The organism is Rhizobium sp. A22-96, from assembly GCF_053521805.1.
Window position 1 is genome coordinate 641,661 of sequence record NZ_JBNWDQ010000001.1, and the last position, 24,664, is coordinate 666,324.

General features: G+C 61.1%; 26 protein-coding genes. 12 read left to right on the top strand and 14 right to left on the bottom strand.

Annotation, left to right across the window (positions count from 1 at the left end; genetic code table 11):
- From ACQZ6F_RS02870 to ACQZ6F_RS02925, 12 genes are all read left to right on the top strand, one after another.
- Nucleotides 1-1,284 carry an aspartate aminotransferase family protein gene (locus ACQZ6F_RS02870; RefSeq protein WP_449092566.1) on the top strand — a complete coding sequence of 428 codons (1,284 nt, stop codon included), beginning with the start codon at nucleotides 1-3 and terminating at the stop codon, nucleotides 1,282-1,284.
- Nucleotides 1,285-1,290: 6 nt separating this feature from the next.
- Nucleotides 1,291-2,310 carry a homoserine kinase gene (locus ACQZ6F_RS02875; RefSeq protein ID WP_449092567.1) on the top strand — a complete coding sequence of 340 codons (1,020 nt, stop codon included), beginning with the start codon at nucleotides 1,291-1,293 and terminating at the stop codon, nucleotides 2,308-2,310.
- Between the two features lie 54 nt (nucleotides 2,311-2,364).
- A complete protein-coding gene (locus ACQZ6F_RS02880) occupies nucleotides 2,365-2,751 on the top strand; it encodes a 5-carboxymethyl-2-hydroxymuconate isomerase (protein ID WP_449092568.1) in 387 nt (128 codons plus the stop codon).
- 44 nt (nucleotides 2,752-2,795) lie between these two features.
- Nucleotides 2,796-4,313, top strand: coding sequence for a 5-carboxymethyl-2-hydroxymuconate semialdehyde dehydrogenase (gene hpaE, locus ACQZ6F_RS02885; protein ID WP_449092569.1), 1,518 nt, complete (start codon nucleotides 2,796-2,798; stop codon nucleotides 4,311-4,313).
- 43 nt (nucleotides 4,314-4,356) lie between these two features.
- Nucleotides 4,357-5,337 (top strand): 3,4-dihydroxyphenylacetate 2,3-dioxygenase, encoded by a 981-nt coding sequence (hpaD, locus tag ACQZ6F_RS02890; RefSeq protein ID WP_092707806.1) that lies wholly within the window; start codon nucleotides 4,357-4,359, stop codon nucleotides 5,335-5,337.
- Between the two features lie 68 nt (nucleotides 5,338-5,405).
- A complete protein-coding gene (gene gabD, locus ACQZ6F_RS02895) occupies nucleotides 5,406-6,860 on the top strand; it encodes an NADP-dependent succinate-semialdehyde dehydrogenase (protein WP_449092570.1) in 1,455 nt (484 codons plus the stop codon).
- Nucleotides 6,861-6,883: 23 nt separating this feature from the next.
- Nucleotides 6,884-7,756 (top strand): fumarylacetoacetate hydrolase family protein, encoded by an 873-nt coding sequence (locus ACQZ6F_RS02900; RefSeq protein ID WP_449092571.1) that lies wholly within the window; start codon nucleotides 6,884-6,886, stop codon nucleotides 7,754-7,756.
- Complete coding sequence (gene hpaH, locus ACQZ6F_RS02905) at nucleotides 7,756-8,559, top strand: 2-oxo-hept-4-ene-1,7-dioate hydratase (protein WP_449092572.1); 804 nt, start codon at nucleotides 7,756-7,758, stop codon at nucleotides 8,557-8,559. Before ACQZ6F_RS02900 ends, hpaH begins: the two co-directional genes overlap by 1 nt.
- Before the next feature lie 11 nt (nucleotides 8,560-8,570).
- On the top strand, nucleotides 8,571-9,377 hold the full coding sequence (gene hpaI, locus ACQZ6F_RS02910) for a 4-hydroxy-2-oxoheptanedioate aldolase (RefSeq protein WP_449092573.1): 807 nt from the start codon (nucleotides 8,571-8,573) through the stop codon (nucleotides 9,375-9,377).
- Between the two features lie 166 nt (nucleotides 9,378-9,543).
- Nucleotides 9,544-10,332 carry an SDR family NAD(P)-dependent oxidoreductase gene (locus ACQZ6F_RS02915; RefSeq protein ID WP_449092574.1) on the top strand — a complete coding sequence of 263 codons (789 nt, stop codon included), beginning with the start codon at nucleotides 9,544-9,546 and terminating at the stop codon, nucleotides 10,330-10,332.
- 16 nt (nucleotides 10,333-10,348) lie between these two features.
- A complete protein-coding gene (locus tag ACQZ6F_RS02920) occupies nucleotides 10,349-11,128 on the top strand; it encodes a MoaF C-terminal domain-containing protein (protein ID WP_449092575.1) in 780 nt (259 codons plus the stop codon).
- A gap of 7 nt (nucleotides 11,129-11,135) precedes the next feature.
- Entirely contained in the window at nucleotides 11,136-11,525 is a 390-nt protein-coding gene (locus ACQZ6F_RS02925) for a nuclear transport factor 2 family protein (RefSeq protein ID WP_449092576.1), read from the top strand.
- A 40-nt stretch (nucleotides 11,526-11,565) separates the two neighbouring features.
- Here ACQZ6F_RS02925 and ACQZ6F_RS02930 read toward each other — a convergent pair whose 3' ends face one another.
- The 14 genes from ACQZ6F_RS02930 to ACQZ6F_RS02995 form a co-directional block, all read right to left on the bottom strand.
- Complete coding sequence (locus tag ACQZ6F_RS02930) at nucleotides 11,566-12,510, bottom strand: AraC-like ligand-binding domain-containing protein (RefSeq protein ID WP_449092577.1); 945 nt, start codon at nucleotides 12,508-12,510, stop codon at nucleotides 11,566-11,568.
- Nucleotides 12,511-12,521: 11 nt separating this feature from the next.
- Nucleotides 12,522-13,238 (bottom strand): SDR family NAD(P)-dependent oxidoreductase, encoded by a 717-nt coding sequence (locus ACQZ6F_RS02935; protein WP_449092578.1) that lies wholly within the window; start codon nucleotides 13,236-13,238, stop codon nucleotides 12,522-12,524.
- Nucleotides 13,239-13,253: 15 nt separating this feature from the next.
- The gene (locus ACQZ6F_RS02940; protein ID WP_449092579.1) at nucleotides 13,254-13,970 is read right to left on the bottom strand and encodes an ABC transporter ATP-binding protein; all 717 of its coding nucleotides are present in this window, start codon (nucleotides 13,968-13,970) and stop codon (nucleotides 13,254-13,256) included.
- 1 nt (nucleotide 13,971) lies between these two features.
- The gene (locus ACQZ6F_RS02945; RefSeq protein WP_449092580.1) at nucleotides 13,972-14,676 is read right to left on the bottom strand and encodes an ABC transporter ATP-binding protein; all 705 of its coding nucleotides are present in this window, start codon (nucleotides 14,674-14,676) and stop codon (nucleotides 13,972-13,974) included.
- Nucleotides 14,673-15,710 carry a branched-chain amino acid ABC transporter permease gene (locus ACQZ6F_RS02950; RefSeq protein ID WP_449092581.1) on the bottom strand — a complete coding sequence of 346 codons (1,038 nt, stop codon included), beginning with the start codon at nucleotides 15,708-15,710 and terminating at the stop codon, nucleotides 14,673-14,675. Before ACQZ6F_RS02950 ends, ACQZ6F_RS02945 begins: the two co-directional genes overlap by 4 nt.
- On the bottom strand, nucleotides 15,707-16,573 hold the full coding sequence (locus ACQZ6F_RS02955; RefSeq protein WP_449092582.1) for a branched-chain amino acid ABC transporter permease: 867 nt from the start codon (nucleotides 16,571-16,573) through the stop codon (nucleotides 15,707-15,709). Before ACQZ6F_RS02955 ends, ACQZ6F_RS02950 begins: the two co-directional genes overlap by 4 nt.
- 170 nt (nucleotides 16,574-16,743) lie before the next feature.
- A complete protein-coding gene (locus ACQZ6F_RS02960) occupies nucleotides 16,744-17,997 on the bottom strand; it encodes an ABC transporter substrate-binding protein (protein ID WP_449092583.1) in 1,254 nt (417 codons plus the stop codon).
- Nucleotides 17,998-18,056: 59 nt separating this feature from the next.
- The gene (locus tag ACQZ6F_RS02965; protein WP_449092584.1) at nucleotides 18,057-19,652 is read right to left on the bottom strand and encodes a GMC family oxidoreductase; all 1,596 of its coding nucleotides are present in this window, start codon (nucleotides 19,650-19,652) and stop codon (nucleotides 18,057-18,059) included.
- A 2-nt stretch (nucleotides 19,653-19,654) separates the two neighbouring features.
- The gene (locus tag ACQZ6F_RS02970) at nucleotides 19,655-21,061 is read right to left on the bottom strand and encodes an aldehyde dehydrogenase family protein (RefSeq protein WP_449092585.1); all 1,407 of its coding nucleotides are present in this window, start codon (nucleotides 21,059-21,061) and stop codon (nucleotides 19,655-19,657) included.
- A gap of 102 nt (nucleotides 21,062-21,163) precedes the next feature.
- The gene (locus ACQZ6F_RS02975; protein ID WP_449092586.1) at nucleotides 21,164-22,150 is read right to left on the bottom strand and encodes a helix-turn-helix domain-containing protein; all 987 of its coding nucleotides are present in this window, start codon (nucleotides 22,148-22,150) and stop codon (nucleotides 21,164-21,166) included.
- Nucleotides 22,151-22,248: 98 nt separating this feature from the next.
- Nucleotides 22,249-22,770 (bottom strand): homoprotocatechuate degradation operon regulator HpaR, encoded by a 522-nt coding sequence (hpaR, locus tag ACQZ6F_RS02980; RefSeq protein WP_449092587.1) that lies wholly within the window; start codon nucleotides 22,768-22,770, stop codon nucleotides 22,249-22,251.
- A gap of 132 nt (nucleotides 22,771-22,902) precedes the next feature.
- Nucleotides 22,903-23,610: a GIN domain-containing protein gene (locus ACQZ6F_RS02985; protein ID WP_449092588.1), complete on the bottom strand. Its 708-nt coding sequence runs from the start codon at nucleotides 23,608-23,610 to the stop codon at nucleotides 22,903-22,905.
- Nucleotides 23,611-23,644: 34 nt separating this feature from the next.
- The gene (locus ACQZ6F_RS02990; protein WP_077467931.1) at nucleotides 23,645-24,217 is read right to left on the bottom strand and encodes a DUF1700 domain-containing protein; all 573 of its coding nucleotides are present in this window, start codon (nucleotides 24,215-24,217) and stop codon (nucleotides 23,645-23,647) included.
- Nucleotides 24,214-24,540 carry a PadR family transcriptional regulator gene (locus ACQZ6F_RS02995; RefSeq protein ID WP_068393419.1) on the bottom strand — a complete coding sequence of 109 codons (327 nt, stop codon included), beginning with the start codon at nucleotides 24,538-24,540 and terminating at the stop codon, nucleotides 24,214-24,216. Before ACQZ6F_RS02995 ends, ACQZ6F_RS02990 begins: the two co-directional genes overlap by 4 nt.
- Nucleotides 24,541-24,664: the final 124 nt, after the last annotated feature.

Here is a 24,664-nt window from a genome sequence, read left to right on the forward strand (position 1 = left end):
ATGTCCGATAACGCAGCCCTTATCGCGCGCCGCGACCGGCTTCTCGGCCGCAACATGTCGCTCTTCTACGACGACCCGGTGCATCTGGTTCGCGGCGAAGGCGTCTGGCTCTGGGATGCCGATGGCCGCAAATATCTCGATTGCTACAACAATGTGCCGCATGTCGGCCATTGCCATCCCCGCGTGGTGGAAGCGATCACGAAGCAGGCCTCGACGCTGAACACGCATACGCGCTACCTGCATGAAGGCATTCTCGACTATGTCGAGCGGCTGACGGCAACCTTCGACCAAAGCCTGAACGCCGCGATCCTGACCTGCACGGGCAGCGAAGCCAACGACGTGGCCCTGCGCATGGCGCAGGCTGTAACAGGCAAGACGGGCGTCATCGCCACCAACCACACCTATCATGGCAACACCGCGGCCGTGTCACAGCTATCGACCCGCATGCCACCGGTCGGCGGCTTCGGCGGCCATGTCCGGCATGTGCCGGCGCCGGACAGCTATCGTCCGCTCGGTGGTGAAGGAGGCGAGGCTTTTGCCGCAGCTTTCGCCGCGGAAGTCGAGAAGGCGATTGCCTCGCTTCAGGACACATCGCACGGCTTCTCGGCCATCATCATTGATCCGTTTTTTGCCAATGAGGGCTTTCCCGATCTGCCGCCCGGTTTTCTGGACAAGACGGTCGCAGCCGTGCGCAAGGCCGGCGGCCTCGTGATTACTGACGAGGTGCAACCCGGTTTCGGCCGCACCGGCACGCATATGTGGGGCCACCAGCACGCCGGCATCGTTCCGGATATCGTCACGCTCGGCAAGCCGATGGCCAACGGCCATCCGGTCGGCGGTGTCATTGCCAATATCGACACGATCAATGCCTTCCGCAAGGCGTTCCGCTATTTCAACACCTTCGGCGGAAATCCAGTCTCCTGCGCGGCAGCGATGGCGGTCCTTGATGTCATTGAGGACGAAAACCTTATCGAGAATGCCCGCAATGTCGGCGAATACACACGTAGCGCCTTCAAGCGGCTTGCCGAAAAGCATTCGATCATCGGTGATGTGCGCGGCAGCGGTCTCTTCATGGGCACGGAATTCGTGCTCGACAGGCAAACGAAGGAGCCGGCAGCAGCTCAGGCAACCCGGATCGTAAACGCCATGCGCGAACGCGGCGTGCTGATGGGCAAGATCGGCATTCATCAATGCGCGACGAAGATCCGCCCGCCCATGCCGTTTACCCAAGAGAATGCCGATTACATGTTGTCGATCTTCGACGACGTCCTATCCGGTCTGTGAGGCGGTATGGCTGATCAGTTGCCGCAGACCATCCGCGACGCCCTGCAGAAGCGCGCGCGGGAGGCAATCGCCCATTGGCCGGTGCAGGCACATGAGCCTGTCCTGATGAAGTATCGGGAAAACGCCGTTTTCCGCATTACGCTGGAGGGCGGGCAGTTCGCCGCACTTCGGCTACATCGGCCGGGCTACCACGACGAGACGAGCCTGCGCTCGGAACTGCATTTCATGGCGGCGCTGAAGCTCGGCGGCCTCAATGTGCCGAGCCCGGTTGCGACGAGCAGCAAGCAAAGCCTCGTCCGCTTGCCAGCCAACCGGCATTTTGCCGAACAGCATGCCGATGTGGTGAGCTGGATTGACGGTACGCCACTCGGCCAGAGCGGCGTACCGCTATCGCAACCGGCTGAAAGGCAAGCGGAAATCTTCTTCCGTATCGGCCGGAACATGGCGACCATGCACAATCTCGCCGACGCCTGGCAACCGCCGGAGCGTTTCCGCCGGCCCGCCTGGGACGTGGAAGGCCTGATTGGAGAAAAGCCGCTTTGGGGGCGCTTCTGGGATTGCGCGGGGCTTTCGCGTGATGACGCGGACGCACTTTCGGCATTGCGTGGGGAGTTGCGCCATGCGCTCGCGGAGGCAAGCGGGCACGGCCTCGATTACGGGCTGATCCATGCCGATCTCGTACGCGAGAACATTTTCCTCACGGAAAACGAAAGCAATGTCGCCTTCATCGATTTCGATGATGCGGGCCATGGCTTCCGCCTGTTCGATCTCGCGACGACCCTGCTGAAGAACCGCAACGAGCCGGCCTATCCCACCATCGAGAAAGCCCTGATCAGCGGCTATCGCAGCCGACGCGAGCTTTCAGATGCGGCGCTCGAAATCCTGCCGCTCTTCATGGTCCTCAGAAGCCTCAGCTATATCGGATGGCTCGCCGAACGGCCGGAAATCCCTGGCGCCGCCGAACGCCTGTCGCGTTATGTCAACGAAAGTCTGGAGATGGCGAGAAAGCTCAAGACAGCGGCTTGACATCTTTTCCATAATTGTTAACGTGTTAAGTAAATAAGAGATCGGGAGGACTTGATGCCACATCTCGCCATCGAATATTCGGCAAATCTCGACGGCCGCGCCGATATCGGCGCGCTCTGCGAACGGCTGCTGAAGACGGTTCTAGAGACCGGGCTTTTCGAGGTCGGCGCCGTGCGGGTGCGCGCCTTTCGCGCCGAGCATTACGCCATCGCCGACAGGTTGCCCGAAAACGCCTTCGTCGATCTGAACTTCCGTATCGGCAAGGGCCGTACGGGCGAAGAAAAGAAGCGCACCGGCGAAGCAGTCTTCGCTGCGGCCGTCGATGTTCTCGGGCCACTTTTTGAGACGCCGCATTTCGCCCTTTCGCTGGAGATCCGCGAGATCGATGCGGAATTGAGCTGGAAGAAAAACGCCATCCATCCGCGGCTGCGCGGCAAATAAAAACACACCCCTCGCGGGGTGACGCAACATCAAGGGAAGAGACGATGTCCAAATTGCAGGAAAACATCGCAAAGGCCGAAACCTATCTGGCCCAGTTCAGGGATCGCGGTGTTCTCAACCGTATCAACGGCGAGGACGTGCCGGCTGATGATGGCTCGACCTTCGAGACCATTTCGCCTGTCGATCTGAAGCCGCTTGCCACCGTTGCCCGCGGCAAGGTCGCCGATATCGACCGCGCCGCAAAGGCCGCGAAAGCCGCTTTCGCCGAGTGGGCTGCGATGCCCGGCGACGCGCGCAAGAAGCTCCTGCATAAAATAGCCGACGCGATCGTTGCGCGCGCCGAAGAGATCGCCTTCGTCGAATGCATGGACACCGGACAATCCATGAAGTTCATGGCGAAAGCCGCCCTTCGTGGCGCGGAAAACTTCCGCTTCTTCGCCGATCGTGCTCCGGAAGCCCGTGACGGCAAGACGCTGCGCGCCGAAGGCCAGGTGAACCTGACGACGCGCGTGCCGATCGGCCCGGTCGGCATTATCACGCCCTGGAATACGCCCTTCATGCTGTCGACCTGGAAGATCGCGCCGGCGCTCGCCGCCGGCTGCACCATCGTCCACAAGCCGGCTGAATTCTCGCCGCTGACCGCGCGTCTGCTGGTCGAGATTGCCGAAGATGCCGGCCTGCCGAAGGGCGTCTGGAATCTCGTCAACGGTTTTGGCGAGGATGCCGGCAAGGCTCTGACGGAACATCCCCTGATCAAGGCCATCGGCTTCGTCGGCGAAAGCCGCACCGGCTCGATGATCATGAAGCAGGGTGCCGACACGCTGAAGCGGGTTCACTTCGAGCTCGGCGGCAAGAACCCGGTCATCGTCTTTGCCGATGCCGATCTGGAGCGCGCAGCCGATGCCGCCGTCTTCATGATCTACTCGCTGAATGGCGAGCGCTGCACATCGTCTTCGCGCCTGCTGGTCGAAGAAAGCGTCTACGACAAGTTCACCGCGATCGTCGCCGAGAAGGCCAAGCGCATCAAGGTCGGCCATCCGCTGGATCCCGAAACCGTCGTCGGTCCGCTCGTTCATCCCGTGCACGAAAAGAAGGTGCTGGAATATATCCAGATTGGCCGCTCGGAAGGTGCCACGCTTGCGGCCGGCGGCGAGAAGGTCAATGGCCCCGGTGGCGGTTGTTATGTGTCGCCCACCTTGTTCACCGGTGCCAACAACCGGATGCGCATTGCCCAGGAAGAGATCTTCGGGCCGGTGCTGACGGCGATTCCCTTCAAGGACGAAGCGGATGCATTGGCGCTTGCCAACGACGTCCAGTACGGCCTGACGGGCTATCTCTGGACTTCCGACGTGACGCGCGCCTTCCGTTTCACCGATCATCTCGAAGCCGGCATGATCTGGGTGAACTCGGAAAACGTGCGCCACCTCCCCACCCCGTTCGGTGGGGTGAAGAATTCCGGCATTGGCCGCGACGGCGGCGACTGGTCTTTCGATTTCTACATGGAAACCAAGAACGTCGCCTTCGCCACCAAGCCGCACGCCATCCAGAAACTCGGCGGCTGAGCTGCCAATACACACAATAAGTACGCATAAAGAGGAGGAACAAATGCCCCTGCCGAAACCCAATCTCTATCCGCCCTTCAACATCGTGCGCCTTAGCCACATCGAATTCGGCGTCACCGATCTTGCCAAGTCGCGCGCCTTCTATGTCGATACGCTCGGCCTGCAGGTAACGGACGAAACGGCAGATACGATCTATCTCCGGGCGATGGAGGAACGCGGTCATCACTGCATCGTGCTGAAGAAATCAGACAAGGCCGAAGCCCGCGATCTCGGCTTCAAGGTCTTCAGCGACGAGGATCTCGACAAGGCAGCGCATTTCTTCAAAGGCAAGGATCTGCCGGTCGAATGGGTCGAGCGTCCGTATCAGGCGCGCACTTTCCGCACCCGCGATCCGCATGGTATTCCGCTTGAATTCTATTCGAAGATGGACCGCCTGCCGCCGATCCACCAGAAATATGCGCTCTACAAGGGCGTAAAGCCTCTGCGCATCGACCACTTCAACTGCTTCTCGACCAATGTCGACGAAAGCGTCGCTTTCTATAACGAGCTCGGCTTCCGCGTTACCGAATATACGGCGGATGAAGAAACCGGACGTCTCTGGGCTGCCTGGACCCACCGCAAGGGCGGCGTCCACGACATCGCCTTCACCAATGGCCGTGGCCCGCGTCTGCACCATACTGCCTTCTGGGTGCCGACGCCGCTCAACATCATCGATCTGCTGGACCTGATGGCCACCACCGGCTGGGTCGCCAATATCGAGCGCGGACCGGGGCGCCATGGCATCTCCAACGCCTTCTTCCTCTACATCCTCGATCCGGACGGCCACCGCATCGAGATCTATTGCTCGGACTACCAGACCGTCGATCCAGATCTTGAGCCGATCAAGTGGGATCTGAAGGATCCCCAGCGTCAGACGCTTTGGGGCGCACCGGCTCCCAAATCCTGGTTTGAACATGGTAGCCTGTTTGCCGGTGCGGAAGTGGCAGAGCCTGACCTCAAGGCCCAGCCGATTATCGCTCCTTAAGCGTTACCTTTGAGAGCGGGCGAAAGGCGCCCGCTCTCATCAACGTTCGCAAGCGCGAGGAGGCAGTCATGAATTTGAAAGACGCAACATTGTTCCGGCAGGCAGCACTGGTCGGCGGCGAGTGGATCGAAGCCGATCCTTCCAACGCCATCAAGGTCGACAATCCCGCGACCGGCGAGATCATCGGCCTCGTTCCCAATCTTGGCGCCGCCGAGACCAAGAAGGCGATTGCCGCTGCCGAGATCGCCCAGAAGGAATGGGCCGCCCGCACTGCCAAGGAGCGCTCCGGCATTCTGCGCCGCTGGTTCGAGCTGATGATGGAAAACCAGGACGATCTCGGTCGTATCCTGACGGCCGAACAGGGCAAGCCACTGCCCGAGGCCAAGGGCGAAATCGCTTATGGCGCAAGCTTCGTCGAATGGTTTGCCGAAGAGGCCCGCCGCGTCTATGGCGACATCATCCCCGGACACCAGAAGGACAAGCGCATTCTGGTCATGAAGCAGCCGATCGGCGTCGTCGCGGCCATCACCCCCTGGAACTTCCCCAATGCTATGATCACCCGCAAGGCAGGTCCAGCCTTTGCCGCCGGCTGTGCCATGGTGCTTAAGCCCGCCTCGCAGACGCCGTTTTCGGCCATCGCCATCGCCATTCTTGCCGAGCGCGCCGGCCTGCCGAAGGGTCTCTTCAGCGTCATTACCGGTTCGGCCCGCCAGATCGGCGCCGAGATGACTGCAAGTCCGATCGTGCGCAAGCTGACCTTCACCGGCTCGACCGAAGTCGGCGCCGAGCTTTACAAGCAGAGCGCACCGACCATCAAGAAACTCGGGCTCGAACTCGGCGGCAATGCGCCGTTCATCGTCTTTGACGATGCCGACCTCGATGCTGCCGTCGAAGGTGCGCTGATCGCCAAGTTCCGCAACAACGGCCAGACCTGTGTCTGCGCCAATCGTCTTTATGTGCAGGATGGCGTCTATGATGCCTTTGCCGAGAAGCTTGCCAAGGCAGTCGGTTCGCTGAAGACCGGCAACGGTTTCGACGAGGGCATCAATCTTGGCCCGCTGATCGACGAGGCGGCGCTTGCCAAGGTCGAGGAGCATGTCGCCGATGCCCTTTCCAAGGGCGGCCGTGTTGTCGCCGGCGGTCATCGCCACCAGCTGGGCGGACGTTTCTATGAGGCAACGGTGCTGGCCGATGTCACGCCTGCCATGGCCGTCGCGAAGGAAGAAACCTTTGGGCCTGTTGCTCCCCTCTTCCGCTTCAAGGATGAGGCCGACGTCATCACCCAGGCCAATGACACCGAGTTTGGCCTTGCTTCCTATTTCTACGCCAAGGATCTCGCCCGTGTCTTCCGGGTTGCCGAAGCGCTGGAATACGGCATGGTCGGGGTCAATACCGGCCTGATCTCGACGGCCGAAGCGCCGTTCGGCGGCGTCAAGCTCTCCGGCCTTGGCCGCGAGGGCTCGCGCTACGGCATCGAGGAATTCACCGAAATCAAATATGTCTGCCTCGGCGGAATAGCCTGAGGTCAAGAGAAGGCCATGAAAGCATGACCCATCCTAGATTCCTATCTTTTTCCAGAAACGGCCGTCATGGTTACGGACTTGCGGTCGACGGCGGTGTCGTCGACCTCTCCGCCCGCCACGGCGCGACATGGCCGACTTTGCGCGAAGTGATCGAGGCCGGTCGCCTCGTTCAGCTCGCAGAGGAGGCCAAGACTTTGAAGCCGGATTTCGCGCTCGACGACATCCGCTTCGAAATTCCCATTCCGTCACCGGAAAAGATCATTTGCGTCGGGGTCAACTTCCCCGACCGCAATGAGGAATACAAGGATGGGCAGGCCGCCCCCTCCAACCCTTCGCTTTTCATCCGCTTTCCGCGGTCGTTCACAGGGCACGGCCAGCCCTTGATCCGGCCGCCGGAAAGCCCGCAGCTCGACTATGAAGGCGAGGTCGTCATCGTCATCGGTAAGGCTGGGCGCCGGATCGCCGAAGCCGATGCCTTCTCCCATATCGCAGCCTTGTCGCTCTGCAACGAGGGCACGATCCGCGACTGGGTGCGGCACGCGAAATTCAACGTCACCCAGGGCAAGAACTTCGACAATACCGGCTCGATCGGCCCCTGGCTGATCCCCTTCACCGATGCGGCGCAGCTCGAAGACATCGAGCTCACGACCCGCGTCAACGGCGAAGTGCGCCAGAGCGACCGCAGCAGCCGGATGATCTTCTCCTTCCGCAAGATCATCAACTACATCTCCACCTTCACCACGCTCGTTCCCGGCGACGTTATCGTGACCGGCACGCCGACGGGCGCCGGCGCCCGCTTCGATCCGCCGATCTGGCTGAAGCCCGGCGATGTCGTCGAAGTCGAGGCAGATGGCCTCGGCATCCTGAAAAACACCATCGCCGACGAGGTACTCTGATGCTGTCGCATGATGAAATCCAGGCCGCGGCCGAAAGCCTCGATCAAGCGGAGCGGACGCGTGTCCAGACCGGGCTCCTCTCGCTCAAGCATCCGCAGATGACGATGGACGATTCCTATGCCGTCCAGAGCGCCTGGGTCAAAAAGAAGATCGCAGCCGGCCGCAAGCCGATCGGCTGGAAGATCGGGCTGACGTCGAAGGCAATGCAGTATGCCCTCAACATCAACATTCCGGATTCCGGCGTGCTCTTCGACGACATGGTCTTCGAAGACGGCGCCACCGTGCCGGCCGATCGTTTCATCCAGCCGCGCATCGAAGCGGAAATCGCCTTCGTCATGAAGGCGCCGCTCAAGGGGCCTGATATCTCGATCTTCGACGTGCTGAACGCCACGGACTATGTGACGCCGGCGCTTGAAATCCTCGACACGCGCATCCTTCGGGTCGATCCCGATACCAAGAAGGCGCGCACCATCGTCGATACCATCTCCGATAATGCCGCCAATGCCGGCATCGTCACTGGCGGTCGCGCCGTGAGGCCGGACCAGATCGACATGCGCTGGATGGGCGCGATCGTCAGCCGCAATGCGGAAGTCGAAGAAACGGGTCTCGGTGCCGGCGTGCTCAACCAGCCCGCACGCGGCATCGCCTGGCTTGCCAATCGGCTGTCTCAGTATGGCGATGGCATCGAAGCCGGCCAGATCGTGCTTGCCGGTTCATTCATCCGCCCGATCGAGGCACGGCACGGCGACACGATCAATGCCGATTTCGGTCCCTACGGATCTGTCAGCCTGTTCTTTGCATGAAGGAGTGAACCATGCCTGCGCCCAAGAACCTCTTCAAACAGGCCCTGAAAGAAGGGCGGGCACAGATCGGCCTCTGGCAGGCGCTCGCCAATGCCTACACGGTCGAAATCTCCGCCGGCGCCGGCTATGACTGGCTGTTGCTCGACGGCGAGCATGCGCCGAACGACGTGCCGCTTCTTGTCTCGCAATTGCAGGCGATGAAAGGCACGGCGAGCCACGCAGTGATCCGTCCGCCGATCGGCGAGACCTGGATCATCAAGCAGATGCTCGATATCGGCGCCCAGACCCTGCTGATCCCGATGGTCGAGAGCAAGGAGATGGCCGAGACCATGGTGAAGGCGGTTCGATACCCGCCGCATGGCGTGCGCGGCGTCGGCGCGGCCCTTGCTCGCGCCTCGGCCTTCAACCGCATTCCCGACTATCTCCCAACGGCCAATGACGAGATCTGCCTGCTCCTGCAGGTGGAAAGCCGCGCCGGGCTTGCAGCGCTCGACGATATCGCCTCGACCGAAGGCGTCGACGGCGTCTTCATCGGCCCTGCCGATCTTGCAGCCGACATGGGCTATCTCGGCAAGCCGGGCGCGCCGGAAGTCCAGGCGGAGGTCGAAAAGGCGCTCGCCAAAATTCAATCTCACGGCAAGGCGGCCGGTATCCTCATCGGCGATCTCTCGCTTGCGAAACGCTATCTCGAGCTTGGCGCGACCTTCGTCGCCATCGGCAACGACGTGACCCTGCTTGCCAATGCCACGACCAAGCTGCTGGACGATTTCAAGAAAGCGGAGGCCGCCAAGCAGGCGGCGGAGGCCAAAGTCTACTGATCATGGACGCCGCCCTCCCCGGCGTCGCATGACCCCGCGCTTCGTCACGCAAATCTTCGGCATCAGGCACGCGTTGTGCACGCTCAGTCAAAACCGACTGCACAGCTGGACGCGACGCCTCTGCAAGCATCGGTCATGATGAACCCGAAAGCCAAGAGGAGGAAACATGCGTTTCAAGAACAAGACAGCCCTGATCACCGGCGGCGGTACGGGCATCGGCGCAGCGGTTGCGCGCCGCATCCGGCAGGAGGGCGGCAATGTCGCGCTCGTCGGGCGCCGTCCCGAGCCGCTGAGAAGTGTTGCCGACGAGATCGGCGCGACTATCGTCGCGGCCGATGCCGCCGATGGCGCCGCGATGAAGGCTGCTGTCGAGAAGGTCGTCGAGACCCATGGCGGCCTCGATATCCTGATTGCCAATGCCGGCGGCCATGGTGTTGGGCCGACGGTCAGCATGTCGGATGAGACCTGGGATCTCGCTGTTCGCCTCAATCTGAACACCGCCTTCGTCAGCGCCCGTGAATCCCTGCCGCATCTCATCAAGAACAAGGGCAACATCGTCGTCCTCGCCTCGATCGCCGGGCTCTTTGCCGGGCCGGATGCGGCGGGCTACGTCACCATGAAGCATGGCTGCATCGGCCTCGCGAAATCGCTGGCCCGTGACTATGGCCGCAAGGGCGTGCGCACCAATACCGTCTGCCCCGGCTGGGTCACGACCGCCATGGCCGATGAGCAGATGGAATTCATCGTCGAGAAATACAAGCTGAACAGCATCGAGGAAGCCTATGCGCTCGTCACCAAGGACGTGCCGCTCGGCCGCCCGGCAACCGCCGAAGACGTCGCCAACGCTGTCTGCTTCCTCGCCTCGGGCGAGGCATCGATGATCAATGGTGCAGTGCTCACCGTCGACGGCGGCGCCGGCACCGTCGACCTGCCGACGCTGGCTTTTGTAGAATAGGGGAGAGGAAATACCGATGAACCAGAATCCCAAGGACTGGAAAACCTACGACGAATTCGCCTATGGCATCGACACCAACCGTCTGCCCGCAACGGAGGCCCTGACCGGCTCGTCGCAAAAGATCGTGTTCGACGACGGCCGCACATTGGAGCTTGCCTTTACCAAGGGCGAGGTCAAATGGTCTGATGGCCAAGGCAGCGGCACCGATCTATCCGAGGTGATCGAAGTCGCGCCGAAGACCTATTTCGTCGAGATCATCTTTGCCGGTCGCCCCAAGGAAGCCGAGACGCTGATCCTCAACATCGAAACGCGCCGGGTGCTTTCCATTTACTCGGTCGTTCGCGAGCTCAAGGATTCCGTCGGCGAGCCTCAGGTCGCGCAGATCTTCCGGCCGGGTGTTATAGAAGGGGGCGCCGCAAGCGGGCCGGTGCCGCATGAAAGCCGCGACCTGATTGGGCTTCGGGCGCATTTCACCTACAGCCCCAACCACGTATACGAGCACACCTATCTGTCATCGCAGCGCTATGCCTGGCAATGCCTCGTCGGCGTGCAGCGCGGCCATGGCGATGTCGACCTGACCACCACCTATAAGTTCGACGACAACCTCTACATCTTCACCTTCCGTGAATTCAAGATCGCGGTGGCATCGACATTCTTCTACAATTTCAACGACATGCGCTCGACAGGCAAGTTCCTCGGCATCACCGGCGACGGGCGCATCCAGAACAGTCCGGCCGGCGCCTTCATCCGCAAGGCTTCGATGACCTATTACCTGCCCGGCCAGGAACCAGTGTGAGGACGCCATGCGTAGAGCATTCGATATCGTAAAGGCGCATTACGACGCCAATGATCGCCGCGACATGGATGGCATGCTTGCCGACATCGCCCTCGATTGCCGCTGGACTGAGATGGATGGCTTTCCCTGCGCCGGCACCTATGTCGGCCCGCAGGAAATCGTCAAGAACGTCTTCCAGGCGCTCGGGCAAGCTTTCGACGGGTACACATTCAAGCTCGAACGCCTGCTCGACGCCGGTGACGAGGTTGTTGGTGTCGGAGACTACAGCGGCACCAACAAGCAGACCGGCAAGGCGTTCAAGGCCCGGGTCGTTCATGTCTGGGGCGTGGCGGGAGACAAGATCCGGCGTTTCGAGCAGTTCACGGATACGCTGAGAGTGGCCGAATCCATGAAATGAGAGACGAGGCGGCGCGGCTCCGGCGGGGCCGCCTTGTCAGCTAGGACATATTGGCCTTTCGCCATTGCGACGGCGAGACACCATAGCGATGGCGAAAGACGCGCGAGAAATGCGCGCTGGAGGAAAAGCCGAGCGCAAAGGCGATCTCGGATATTTCTCCGGCGTAGCCGCCGGCATCTCGCAGCTTTTCCGCGGCCTTCTGCACGCGCAGATTCCAGATGTAATCGGAAGGCGTCAGGCACTCGGCTTCGAATGCGCGATAGACGTAACGCACCGAGCAGCCCATGCGCCGCGCGATCATGGTAACAGTCAGATCCGGCCGGTCGAGATTGAGATCGATGAAGTCCCTGATCCGCTGCAGCAGAGTGTGAAGCGGGTTTGCGACCGGCATTACCTGTTGCAGGTCTGTGCCAATCATGGTGCGCACGAGCTCGATCATGGTCTGGCCAACACTTGCGCGCCTGGCCTCGTCAAGATGATCGATCTCATGAATGGTCGAATCCATCAGCGACAGAAGGATCCGGCACATGCCATCCCTATCGGCGTGCGCGGTGAAGGGTTGCGACAACCGCTCTATGGCCGTCGCGGGCAGGCTATGGCGCGGCAATTGCAGCAGCAACTGGCGAACCGGCGTGCTGTTCGTCAGCATGTAGGGACGGCTGGGATCGTAGATGACAAGCGCATTTCGCGAGACGGGCGCATGCATTCCGCCCTGCTTGAGCGAAGCGCTGCCTTCCGTCTGCACGATCAGCTTGATCGCGTCCGGATCATCCGGTGCTGCCATGACATGATCGCCGAAGACGACGTGTCGGTCCGCCTCCAGTCGCGTCAGCCGGCAAGCGCCCAGCATGGCGGATGTCATGCGGCTCTTTTCTTCGTCCGCAGCGCCGAAATCGAGCCGGACATTACCGAAGAGATTGCGCGCCAACCCCGCGAACTCCCGGCCGCAGGCGCTTTCGACATGCCGATGAAGTGCTACAGCCACGATCGATACCCTCAAGAGGTGAGATAACCGCCATCGACCGGCAGGCAGGCGCCGGTGATATAGCGCGCCGCGTCGGACGACAGGAAGACGATCGCATCGGCGACTTCTTCGGAAGCACCCCAGCGGCCAGCCGGGATGCGTCGGAGGATCGGCGTCGAGGCCCCTTCGTCGGCAAACAGTGCGCGGCTCAACGGCGTGACGATCCAGCCGGGTGCCACCGCATTCACGCGGATATCGGCTTGTGCATATTCCTGGGCAAGGGATTTCGTCAGTTGCACGATCGCGCCTTTGCTTGCGGCATAGGCAGGACGATCGGCGGCGCCAAAAGTCGAATACATCGAAGCTATGTTGACGATCGCCGATCCCGCCCGCATGCGCGGACGGGCCAGCCGGCAGCAATCCATGACCGATGTCAGATTGATTGCCATCACCTCGTCGAATGCGACCTTCTCCCATTCGCCCCTATCGCGGCTGACGCCGGTACAATTGATGAGAATGTCGATCACCTCGACCGAAGAGAAGAAGGCTTCCAGCGCACCGGGCTTCAACACATCGATCTCGCGATATTCGATCCGGCTGCTTGCCGGCGCCTTTGAAGCACCGAGACCGAAGCTCAGCACCCGAGCGCCGAGATCGGCAAAGCGCTGGGCGGTCGCCGCCCCTATGCCCGATGTACCACCGGCGATGACGGCCGTTCGCCCAGCAAAAAGATCGGCAGAGAATGTCATGAAGGCTCCTTCGCTTCAGCTTGCCAGATAGGCGCCATGCAGGATGTCCGGCTGGGCTTTGAGCATGGCGGCCGTGCCTGAAAAGACGAGACGCCCGCGCTCCAGCACGAGAGCCTGGTCGGCGAGATCGAGCGCGAGATTGGCGAACTGCTCGATCAGCAGAACGCCGATGCCGCGGGCGGCAGCAATTTTCAATGCTTCGGCCAGGCGCTTGACGACGGAAGGCGCCAGGCCGAGGGACAGTTCGTCGACGATCATGAAGCGGGGCTTGGCGACGAAGGCCTGCGCCATCGCCACCATCTGCTTCTGGCCGCCGGAAAGATTCGATGCCGATTGGCGTCGCCGCTCGGCAAGCTCGGGAAAGATCTCATACGCGTGGGCAAGATTTTCCCGGCGCGCAGCCGCCGACCCGTCGAGCGACGCGACGAGAATATTGTCCTCGACGGATAATTGCCCGAGAACGCGATGCCCTTCCGGCACGAGCGCAAGACCGGCACGGCGAATGCGGTCCGGTGAGAACCCTTCCAGCGCCGTGTCCCCCAGACGCACCGAGCCGCCACGGGTCAGAACGCCCGCCATAGCCATGACCGTGCTCGACTTGCCGGCGCCGTTGGCACCAAGCAATGTCGTGATCTTGCCGGCTGCAACCGAGAAGGAGATATCATGGATGACGCGCTTGCCGCCGCGCTCGACTGTGAGATTTTCGACGCGGACTTCGGATGGCTCGTTCATGTCAAAACTCCCCCAGATAGGCACGCCGCACATTGGGGTCGGCCAGCACGGTCTGCGTCGGGCCAAGGGCCAGGAGCTTGCCGTAGTCAAGCACCATGGTTTCGCTGCACATCGAGCGGATGAGATCGACATCGTGGTCGATGACCAGAACCTGTGCCCGGAATTCTGCGGGGATACGCAGAACCAGCTCGCGAAAGGCCCTGCCTTCTTCTTCGGTCAGGCCTGCAGCCGGTTCATCGAGCAGGATAAGCTTCGGCTCGCCGACCACGCATTTTGCCAATTCGACAAGACGGCGCTGGAAGAGATTGAGGGATTGACCGAGCCTCTCGGCAACATCCGTCAAGCCGACAAAGGCAAGAGCGTGCTCGACTGCACGGGCATGATGCCCGGCACCGACGACATGATCGGCGATCGCGGCAATATTGCCGGCCACCGTCAGATCTTCCACCACCTGTTCCGTCTGGAACGAACGGCGCAAGCCGGCGCGCACCCGCTGCAACGGCGTCATCGGCAGTAACGGCCGATCTCCGAGCGTGACAGATCCCTGCACCGGCTTCACGAAACCGGAGAGCACGTTGAGCAATGTGGTCTTGCCCGCACCATTCGGCCCGATGAGACCTGCGACGGGCGCTGTCAGCACCGCGCTCAGCTCATTGATCGGTCGGACACCGCCGAATTGAACGACGAGATTATCGATCTTGATCATCGCGCCCTCCCCCGCGAAAGAAGGGCATTCAGCCTGATGATGAGAGCCGATATCTGGCCGGCAATGCCTGTCGGTGCGGTTGCCAGTGCATGGAATAGGGCGACGCCGAAAATCCCGATCGTGACATAGCCATCAATACCGAGATCGGTGAGCAAGGCCGGCACGGCACGCAGCAGCAGGCCTGCGATGACGGCGCCGTACCAGTTGAAGACACCGCCGACGATGGCAAGCGCGAAGAGATTGAGGCTGTCAAAAGCGCCGAAGGCACGACCGTCAAGCTGACCGACGTTGCCGGCCAGCAGGCCTCCGGCAAGACCGGCGAGAAAACCACTCAGCGCGAAGGCCCAGGCCTTGTACATCAGGACATTGACACCGCTTGCGATCGCAACAGTCTCGCCCTTGCGGATCAGCGCCCAGGCTCGGCCAGGACGGGCAAGCTTGTGCCACTGCGCAATCAGCAAACCGATCGCGGCCGCCGCACAGACGTAGAGGAAATAGGCCACTTCGCCATCGGCTATGACAGGCCTTGCCAGCATCTCGCGCCCGACACCATCGGCCCGCCCCAGGAAACCCGGGCCGCCATCCGGGAAACCCCATGCGCTGATGATGATCTGGAATGCTCCGGCAAGCATCAACGTCACGAGCGCCAGATAGAGGCCGCGCAGACGCAGTGCCGGTAAGCCGAATACCAATCCCACCACCGAAGCGACGATACCGCCGGCGAGCAGACTCAATTCGAATGGCGGGTGAAAGGCGTGCCCGACACGAAGCGTCACCCAGCCGCCGACACCGACAAGTGCGAACTGGCAAAGCGAGACGAGACCGAGCTGACCATAGAGGATGGCAAGCCCCGCAACGGACAGCGACAGGGCGACGGCGGATGTGGCCGCCGACAGCCAGAAGGAGTTGGCGATCAAGGCAACGACGAGCGCGAAGATCACCATCGTCATAGGCACATGAAGAAGCTGCTTGGGCAGACGCACCATCGATATGCTTTCGGCTGTTGGGGCGCTTGTTTGCTCCTGAATGGTCATCGGTCCTTCAACGCGGCCCTGGCCGTGCCTCCCAGGATGGTGACTGCAACGAGCGCGATGATAAAGGGTGCCGCCGCGCGATAGGGCGAGATCCAGGCAATCGGTGTCAGCACGGCTTCGGCAATGCCGATCAGAATGCCGGCGACGGCCGTTTGCCACAGCGACTGCAACTGTCCGAGGATGGCGGCGGCGATCGCCGGGATGACCAGCAGGGTCAGGAATGTTCCCTGCAGACGGACAAGATCGGCGAGCAGCAGGCCAGCAAAGCCGGAGAAAATGCCGGTCATGATCCAGGCGGCGGTCTCCGTGTAGAGAATGCGCACACCGAGCACGGCGCTGAGATCGCGATCATTGGCAAGTGCCCGCATATCGAGGCCAAGGCGCGTGCGGGTGAGCAGCAGCGTGATGACGACGACCATGACGACCGCGAGAATGATGGCGATGATGCGCGTGAAGGTGAGGCGCACGGCAAAGATGGAAACGAACATCTGGTCGGTCGGAAACTGCAGCCGGCGCGGCAACTCGCCCCAGATGACACCCATGATCGCGATCAGGATCAGTGCCGGCGCAAGGGTCCCGACGGCGCGCACGACGATGTCGCGATGCGACAGCAGGGGCGCAAAGACCCGGCCATAGAGAAAGCTGATCGCCGTCGAGACGGCAACGGCGGCAAGAATGGCGACGGCGAGCGGCATCTTCCACTCCAGCAATTGCCAGGCGCAATGTGCACCGATCGCACCGAAGGCACCGAAAGCGAAATTGAGAACGCCGGTCGCTCTGAACAAGACGACGAGACCGACGCCGGAGAGCGCATAGACGGCGCCGATCCCAAGCCCTGAAATGACGAAGGGTAGAAAATTCATGGATCGATCCTCTACGGCGCAGCGCATCCTTCAGACGCGCAAAGGACGCCGTAACACTTTAGATCAACGCATCGGGCTTTCCGAAAATCGATCCCGATTTTCGGGCTGATGCGTGTGGTCGTTCGGTCCCGCGGCCTCTCAGCCGCGAAACCGATGGCAAAGATCAGGGCTCAGTTGATGCCGGCCGACTTTTCGAAGGCGCGGATGTCTTTGAGTTCGGGATCGGGCGACGGCACGCAGTCGGAGACGACCTTCCATTTTCCGCCCTCGCTGACGGCCATGCGCGTCGTCGAATTGGCGTTGTGGCGCGACTGGCCGTCACCGAAATACCAGGGAGCGCAGAAGATATCGCTCTTGAAGTCCTTGATCTGGCGTACGGCGGCAGAGGCGGTCTCGCGGTTGATGTTCGCCGGATCGAGCGTCATCAGCGCCTTCTCGGCGATACGAGCTGCCAGATAACCGGCCTGGGCGAAGGTGTCGCGCGGGTCGGACTTCTGGCCGTACTGATCCATGACCGCGAGCCAGTTCTGATTGTCCGGGGTCTGCGCATTCAGATCGTTGAATTCCATGTTGACATAGAACTTGTCGTCCCAACCGGAGCCGATGGTTGCGGGAACCGAGAGATCATAGGCCGAGGCAGCGCTCAGGAAGGTGATCGTCTGGTTGAGGCCCTGCTCTTCGGCAGCCGTCAGCAACGGCACGGCCACGCCCTTGGAGAGGCCAAGCACAATGACGTCAGGCTTGCTGGCGGCAGCCTGCAGGATGATCGACGTTGCGTCGGCCGAGCCCGGGTCCATCAGGATCGTCTGTGCGGCAAAGCCCTTTTCCTTGGCAAGCAGCATGACGCCGTCGCAGGACCATGTGCCGACATTCGGAATATTCGGGCTGATGCAGACGACTGACTTGGCGTTGAGCTTATCGAGCGCATAGCCCATCGCACCGAGCATGGAGACGCGTGGCCCAGCATTCGTCGGCGCGATGTTGTCGGCAAAGAAGCATTCGCGTGGCACGCCGACACCGGCCAGCACCAGGATGCCTGCCTTCTTGTAGAGCTCGGCATTGGCGCCGCATTCGACATAGCTGGAATTGCCGACCATCAGCACGGCTTTCTCGTCATTGACGAGCTTGGCCGCCAGCTGCGCAGCGATCTCCGGATTCCACTGGTCGTCCTCGACGAGATATTTGACTGGCCGACCCTTGATGCCGCCATTGGCGTTGAGGCAGTCGAAATAAGCCTTTGCAGCCTTGGTCGAATTCGAGAAATCGTCAGGCCCGGTCTTGCCGGTGATGGCGCCGATGATGATCGGCTCGCCGGTTGCCGGCTTGCCGCTATTGTCGCCGCAGGATGCGGCTGCGTTTGCGCTGAACGCCGAAACGAGCGTCAGGAAAAGGCCGATTGCCAGCCCTCTGAGATTGATAGGCATAGTCTCCTCCAGTTTGTTGTCCCGCTCCCCACGGGATCTTTGCTTCGATGATCTCCGGCTCAGCCGGAAATCGCCTTTCCTGTCATGAGGGCCGCAGCCTTTGCGGCAATCATCATCGTCGGGGCGTTGGTGTTGCCGGATACCAGTGTCGGCATGACGGACGCGTCGCAGACGCGCAGCCCCTCGATCCCTCGCACCTTCAGATCCGGCCCGACGACCGCCATGCGATCGTCGGCGCGACCCATGCGGGCCGTGCCTGCCGGATGGAACACGGTCTTGCAGGATTGGCGGATGTAATCGCGCAAAGCTTCGGGATCTTTCTCAACACCCGGTTTCGGCAACACCCGGCGCTTGACCAGCTTGGCAAGCGCCGGCGCGTCAAGGATGCGGATCGCCGTTTCGACACCGCGCACTAAGGTCTCAATATCGACGGGATCCGACAGCAGATTGGCGTTGAAATCCGTCTGCTCTGCCGGATTGGCGCTCTTCAGCCGTATCCAGCCGCGCGAGCGCGGGCGCAGATAGCATGGGCCGATGCTGAGCCCATGGCCAGGCTCCGGTTCGCGATCGACGAAGCCGATCAGGCACGGCAAGACGTGGAACTGTACATCCGGCTGCCCGGTGCCCGCGGTGTCGATGAAACCGCCGCACTCGACGACATTGGAGGTCAAGAGGCCGCGATGCGATGTCAGATAACGCAGCATGTGGCCGGCGGCCCGCAGCCCCTTGTCATGGCCGAGGATCGAGATCGGCTCGCGCGTCTCGCCTTGCACCGGCACTTCCAGATGGTCCTGATAATTGCTGCCGACCCCAGGCAGATCGGCGACGACCTTGATGCCGAGCGAGGCGAGATGCTCGCCATCGCCAATACCGGAAAGCTGCAGGATCTTCGGCGTGGCGATGGCGCCGGCGGTCAGCGCAATCTCGCGGGATGCCTTGAATATCGTGCCGTCGAGCAGCTCGACACCAACGGCTTTCTGTCCCTCGAACAGGATGCGGGCGACCTTGCGCTCCGTCAGCACGGTCAGGTTCGGCCGCTTCTCCGCCTCGCGCAGGAAGGCCTGCGCCGAACTCCAGCGCCGGCCGCCATAGGTCGTGCTCTGATAGAAGCCGACCCCGGCCTGATCCTCGCCGTTGAAATCGTCATTGTGGGGAATGCCGATTTCAGTCGCCGCCTTGATGAAGGCCTCGCTCAACGGATGCCGATGACGTGGATCGGAGACGCGCAGCCCGCCCTTTTTGCCGTGGAAATGGCCGTTCAGCCGCTCGTTATTCTCAAGCGAGCGGAAGGCCGGCAGCACGTCATCATAGGACCAGCCCTGGCAGCCCATTTGCGACCAGGTGTCGTAATCGTTGCGATGACCGCGAACGTAGATCATCGCATTGACCGAGCTGCCGCCGCCCAGAACATTGCCCTGCGGCACGATGCTCGGCCGCCCGTTCAAGCCCTTGTCAGGGTTCGAAGCATAGGGATGGATGTCGATCCCCTTGCCCAGCACCTTGAAAAAGGTCGCAGGGATATGAATCCAGGGATCGGCATCCCGGCGACCGGACTCGATCAGCAAGACCTTATGCGCCGGGTTTTCCGAAAGCCGGTTCGCCAACACGCAACCAGAGGAGCCGCCACCGACGATGATATAGTCGTAACTCGCCATGGTCAGCTCAACACCGTCTGGATCGTGGTGAACTCTTTCAGTCCTTCGGCGCCGAACTCGACGCCGATACCGGACTGCTTCACCCCACCGAAAGGCGCGTTCGGCTGGATCGTGCCGTGCTTGTTGATCCAAACGGAGCCGCATTCGAGCTGCATCGCATAATGCTTGGCCTTTTCGGCGTCGGCGGACCAGACCGAGCCGCCAAGACCTGCCGGGTTCTGATTGGCGCGCGCAATCACCTCATCGATATCGCTGTAGCGGATGATCGGCAGGGCGGGACCGAACTGTTCCTCATCGACCAGCCGTACGCCGTGATCGACATCGGCAACGAGCGTGATCGGGTAGAAATAGCCAGGCCGATCCATCGGCGCTCCGCCGGTCAGGATACGGCCGCCATGGGCACGCGCATCGTCGACTAGTTCGCGCACCTTGTTGAACTGCATTTCATTCTGCACCGGGCCAAGGATGCTTGCGTCATCCAGACCATCGCCGACGACGATCTTGGCGGTGTAGTCGGCAAGACCCTGGCAAACCTCTTCATAGATGCTGTCATGCACATAGAGGCGTTTTAGCGCCGCGCAGGTCTGGCCGTTGTTGATGAAGGCACCCCAGAACAGGCCTTCGACGATCGCCTTCGGATCGGCATCGGGCAGAACGATGCCGGCGTCGTTGCCGCCAAGTTCCAGCGTCAAGCGCTTCAAGGTCGCGACTGCGGAGGCCATGACCTTCTTGCCGGTTTCCGTCGAGCCGGTGAAGGTCATCTTGGCAATGCCCGGATGGGCCGACAGGGCAGCGCCGATGCTGTTTTCGCCAGTGATAACGTTGACGACGCCCACCGGCAGAACCTCGTTCATGATCTCGACAAGGCGGATGGTCGAGAGCGGCGTCAAAGGAGATGGCTTGATGACGACGGTGTTTCCGGCGCGCACTGCTGGTACGATATGCCAGCAGGCGATCATGACAGGCCAATTCCACGGCGTGATCGAGCCGACGACGCCGACAGGCTTGCGGTGCAACTCGACCCGGCCTTCACTATCGTCCTGCAGGACTTCGACGGGCAGATCGAGTTCGGCGGTATGGCGCGTCCAGGCGAGCGCGGCGCCGATCTCGAAACGCGAGCCAAGACCGTTGAGCGGCTTGCCCTGCTCTCGCGTCAGAATCTGGGCTAGTTCCTCGGCATGTTCATTGATCTTTTCGGCCATGGCACGACAAGCGCCGGCGCGCGCTTCGTTCGAAACCTGCGACCAGGTCTTGAAGGCCTTGGCGGCAGCGGCGACCGCTTGATCGAGGTCTGCTTCCGAGCCGAGCGGCATATAGCCGACAGTGTCACCATTCGACGGATTTGCAACCGGTGCATGATGGGACGTGGCGACAGGCTCGCCGCCGATAAGCAGGGTATACTGCTTCACGATATTCTCCTCCCGTGACTTTCGGGAGGACTATGACTTTTACCGCAAGACCCGTCTTGGGGAGAAACGCGCCTCGTCTTGGACTGGAGCGCAGACTGCGCTTCAGTCCGATTTATGTGCCGGCTCGGTGGGGCGAAGCAGCTCGCTAGGTGCGCAATCGAACAGCTCCTTGAAGCTGCGATTGAAATAGGAAATGTCGTTGAAACCGGCCGAATAGGCAACTTCGGCGATGGTCGTCGGATTGCGTTGCTCTTTAAGCTGCTCGATCTTCTCGCGTGCCAAGCGCAGGCGCTTGTCGCGAATGACGGTCGTGCAGGTCATGCCCATGCCCTGAAAATCCTGCTGCAGGGTGCGGATCGACACACCCAGCCGCGTCGCCAGCCACTTGGCATTGAGATCGGTATCTGTGAGATGCCTGTCGATCAGGATATCGACCATCTGCATGCGCTTGCTCGCGCTGTCGTGCAGCGAGTTCAAACTTGCCGTCTGCATGCCGGTCGACAGAAACGCCTGGCGCGTCGTGTCGAACATCAGCTGGCGAAGGAAAGGCGAGGCCGCTTCGCTGTCCGGCGTCGTCATCATCTTGGCAATCAGCGCCCGCAGCATCATCGCCATCGGATCGCTGGCGACAAGCTTGCGCGCCACATCGAAATCCATCCTGCTATCGGAATACATCAATTGACGCGGCAGATGCAGCGACAGATGGTTGGAGAAGTGGCCCCGGAAATAGAAGGTGGTCGGGCGCGTCGAGTCCACGAGAATGCATTCACCGACATCGAGAATGTTCTGTTGGCCGGAATGTTCGACCCCGCAGACGCCCTCGAGCTGAAGGATCAGGAACAGGTGCTCATTAGCATCGCGACGAATGTCGTCCCAATCGCGGTGAACATAATCGAGATCGTTGGAGACATGGGCAAACTCCATGCCGCACACGTCGATGCGACTGGCGGTCCCGATCACGCTATCGCCGCGTTTCACCGTATGGGGATTGAAATTTCCACAAATACCTTGGAGATCGTCCACCCATTGATCATAGGGTGTCGGCGACCAGGTTCGATCCACGAGGCTGCGGTTCTGCAATAGATCCAACTCTGCCTCCCAACAGTGTCAGCACTGCCGAAGACTGCTACAGATCCCCTCGTTCGTCAATTAAATATTTAACACATTAATTAAATTGAGACGCGGTTTCACTCATCGCCGACCGAGCCGTTATCCAGCTTCAACGCCGCCAATTCCTCCAGCATGTCGAGAAGCTGGTCCACGCGTTCCGCACCAAAGCGAACACCGATGTCGGCATAGACCTTCAGGCTCTCCGGCATGACGTCTTCGACGATCGCCTCTCCCGCCGGTGTGATCTGCAAAAGCACTCTTCTGCCGTCGGCCTCATCCTTGTGCTTGGTGATGAAGCCGCGCTCCTCGAGCGACCGGATCATCCGCGTCAGGCTGGGAGCCAGAATGGATGCCTTGTCGGCAAGCTCCGTTGCATCGAGTTGACCCGCCTCGGAGAGGACGCGAATGACCCGCCATTGCTGTTCGGTGACATCATGCGCGACCAGGATCGGCCGGAAATGGCTCATAACCGCCTCGCGGGCACGCAAGAGCCCTATTGCCAGGGAACGGCGGCGATCGCGCAGCGGCCGTTTTGACTTTGTCTTATCGGCATCGAATCCCGATGGCTGCTTGGCGTCGCTATCTATTTTATCTGGCATGTTCCGCATGTTCGCTGAGCTCACTCTTCTCATTGATTAACATGAGAATCATACAGCGCAAGGTGATCGCAAAATCTCAACCAAACGCCCACAGCAAAGGCGTGGCCCTGTGCCCACTTTCCAGTCATAGTTTTATGGCGTTTGCACGATGCGACCGCTGCCCCGGATCTGCGAACGACGCAGCACCGGGTGCCCGAACAACTCGACATTGCCGCTTCCGGAAATCGACACGTCAGCATCCGCCTGCGCGGTCATCTGTGCGTCGCCGCTGCCGCGAATATCTACCTGCACGGACTTGGCTGTGAGTTCCTGGAGACGCGCCGCGCCTGAACCTGAGATGTCGAGGCCGACGGTATCGGCAGCTCCACTCGCAGCCACACTGCCGCTACCCTTGATGCTCACCCGCAACTGCGGCTGATTGATCTGCGACAGGGTAAGGTCACCACTGCCGAGCAGTTTCCAATTCGATATTGCCGGTCCGGAGAGGCTGACATCGACCCGGGCGTCACCCCAGCCCGGGTCGCAATCCAGGCTTAGTCTGCCACCTGCGATCCGCACGTGATCGAGAAGGGTCGGATCGCCGGTCACCACGGCTTCTGCCTTGTCTCCCGGCTGATATCGAACGGAAGCCGGCAGATCGACCACCATAGTGTCGGTCGCGGTAAATGGCAGCGTCACCTGCTCGCGGGTTGGTGCCGTGGGTTCGCAGGAGGATCGCATTGTGCCCCACAAATGCATGGCATCGACCCGATCCCGCCCGGAAAGCCCGACACCCAGAGACAGAAGAACAACTGCGCCGATCGTTCCGGCTATTGCGACGAGTGCTAACCTTCCAATCATTGTCCTGCTCCTTCAACGCAGCGTGACGAAAGCTTCAAGCCCGCTCATATTCGGGTTGAGCCAAGCGGAAATGCAGGCGCGCGTAATGGCCGAGCATGCGGATGCCCGCGCCCAGAGCCATGAGCAGCAAAGCGCCGCCGCCGATGAGACAGCTTACGAGCCCGGCGCCAATGAGCAACCTCGCCAATATCCCGATGATGGGCCCGCCAATGTGAAACAGCAGGGTTGTCAGGATGATCTTCAAACCGACGACACCAATCACGACAAGCCCGATCGCAACGCCGAAAGTGACAAACATCGTGACGATCAGCAGCGGCAGCAAAAAGAGAATGTCGACGATGGCGAGGCCCGCCAGCGCCATCATGGCGGCCAGAAGGTTCGACACGCTCCAATGCGCCTCGAAGCGACGCAGCCCGGCATCGGCACGCAATTCCCTGGCAATTCTGGCCGGATCGCCCAATGCCGCCGCAACATCGGCTTCGCTGCGTCCCGAAGCCTCGGATTCCGCAAAATGGCCGGCATAGTCGGCGACGATATCCTCGATCTCTTGAGGCGGCAGGCCGGTAAGCCCCAGTCTCAGCGTGCGCAAGAAGGCGTCCCTGGTCATGGCAAATCCTCAAGAAGTTTATCGACAGCGTCAGCAAAGGAACGCCAGTCACGGCGATGAGCTTCAAAAACCGTCTGGCCGAGCGGCGTGAGCCGGTAATATTTGCGCGGCGGCCCATTGGCAGACTCGACGATGCGGGTCGCCACCAGGCCGTCATTCTGCATCCGCCGCATCAGCGGGTAGATCGTACCTTCCCCCATGCCGACAGCCGCAACCAGGGTGCTGGCGATCTCATAGCCATAGCTTTCGCCTCGCGAGAGCACGGCCAGGACGCACAGGTCGAGGGCGCCTTTTCGCAGTTGAACTTGGATCGAGTCGGTCATGAATGCCTCGGGTTTACAAGATACATATAACAAGCTATCTGTTTATGCAAGGTAGCGGCTATTCAAAAACTGAGCCACATCATCCAGTCGGGACAATGACGGCTCAAGGCTTCCTCGTGATGCA

What these genes read in the sequence shown, in the direction of transcription:
- ACQZ6F_RS02990 (WP_077467931.1), bottom strand. Translation starts at nt 24,217, where the DNA reads ATGACCAGGGACGCCTTCTTGCGCACGCTGAGACTGGGGCTTACCGGC.
- hpaD (WP_092707806.1), top strand. Translation starts at nt 4,357, where the DNA reads ATGCCCCTGCCGAAACCCAATCTCTATCCGCCCTTCAACATCGTGCGC.
- ACQZ6F_RS02985 (WP_449092588.1), bottom strand. Translation starts at nt 23,610, where the DNA reads ATGATTGGAAGGTTAGCACTCGTCGCAATAGCCGGAACGATCGGCGCA.
- ACQZ6F_RS02995 (WP_068393419.1), bottom strand. Translation starts at nt 24,540, where the DNA reads ATGACCGACTCGATCCAAGTTCAACTGCGAAAAGGCGCCCTCGACCTG.
- hpaH (WP_449092572.1), top strand. Translation starts at nt 7,756, where the DNA reads ATGCTGTCGCATGATGAAATCCAGGCCGCGGCCGAAAGCCTCGATCAA.
- ACQZ6F_RS02875 (WP_449092567.1), top strand. Translation starts at nt 1,291, where the DNA reads ATGGCTGATCAGTTGCCGCAGACCATCCGCGACGCCCTGCAGAAGCGC.
- gabD (WP_449092570.1), top strand. Translation starts at nt 5,406, where the DNA reads ATGAATTTGAAAGACGCAACATTGTTCCGGCAGGCAGCACTGGTCGGC.
- ACQZ6F_RS02960 (WP_449092583.1), bottom strand. Translation starts at nt 17,997, where the DNA reads ATGCCTATCAATCTCAGAGGGCTGGCAATCGGCCTTTTCCTGACGCTC.
- ACQZ6F_RS02940 (WP_449092579.1), bottom strand. Translation starts at nt 13,970, where the DNA reads ATGAACGAGCCATCCGAAGTCCGCGTCGAAAATCTCACAGTCGAGCGC.
- ACQZ6F_RS02925 (WP_449092576.1), top strand. Translation starts at nt 11,136, where the DNA reads ATGCGTAGAGCATTCGATATCGTAAAGGCGCATTACGACGCCAATGAT.
- ACQZ6F_RS02900 (WP_449092571.1), top strand. Translation starts at nt 6,884, where the DNA reads ATGACCCATCCTAGATTCCTATCTTTTTCCAGAAACGGCCGTCATGGT.
- ACQZ6F_RS02915 (WP_449092574.1), top strand. Translation starts at nt 9,544, where the DNA reads ATGCGTTTCAAGAACAAGACAGCCCTGATCACCGGCGGCGGTACGGGC.
- ACQZ6F_RS02955 (WP_449092582.1), bottom strand. Translation starts at nt 16,573, where the DNA reads ATGAATTTTCTACCCTTCGTCATTTCAGGGCTTGGGATCGGCGCCGTC.
- ACQZ6F_RS02880 (WP_449092568.1), top strand. Translation starts at nt 2,365, where the DNA reads ATGCCACATCTCGCCATCGAATATTCGGCAAATCTCGACGGCCGCGCC.
- ACQZ6F_RS02935 (WP_449092578.1), bottom strand. Translation starts at nt 13,238, where the DNA reads ATGACATTCTCTGCCGATCTTTTTGCTGGGCGAACGGCCGTCATCGCC.
- ACQZ6F_RS02965 (WP_449092584.1), bottom strand. Translation starts at nt 19,652, where the DNA reads ATGGCGAGTTACGACTATATCATCGTCGGTGGCGGCTCCTCTGGTTGC.
- hpaE (WP_449092569.1), top strand. Translation starts at nt 2,796, where the DNA reads ATGTCCAAATTGCAGGAAAACATCGCAAAGGCCGAAACCTATCTGGCC.
- hpaR (WP_449092587.1), bottom strand. Translation starts at nt 22,770, where the DNA reads ATGCCAGATAAAATAGATAGCGACGCCAAGCAGCCATCGGGATTCGAT.
- ACQZ6F_RS02870 (WP_449092566.1), top strand. Translation starts at nt 1, where the DNA reads ATGTCCGATAACGCAGCCCTTATCGCGCGCCGCGACCGGCTTCTCGGC.
- hpaI (WP_449092573.1), top strand. Translation starts at nt 8,571, where the DNA reads ATGCCTGCGCCCAAGAACCTCTTCAAACAGGCCCTGAAAGAAGGGCGG.
- ACQZ6F_RS02945 (WP_449092580.1), bottom strand. Translation starts at nt 14,676, where the DNA reads ATGATCAAGATCGATAATCTCGTCGTTCAATTCGGCGGTGTCCGACCG.
- ACQZ6F_RS02920 (WP_449092575.1), top strand. Translation starts at nt 10,349, where the DNA reads ATGAACCAGAATCCCAAGGACTGGAAAACCTACGACGAATTCGCCTAT.
- ACQZ6F_RS02950 (WP_449092581.1), bottom strand. Translation starts at nt 15,710, where the DNA reads ATGACCATTCAGGAGCAAACAAGCGCCCCAACAGCCGAAAGCATATCG.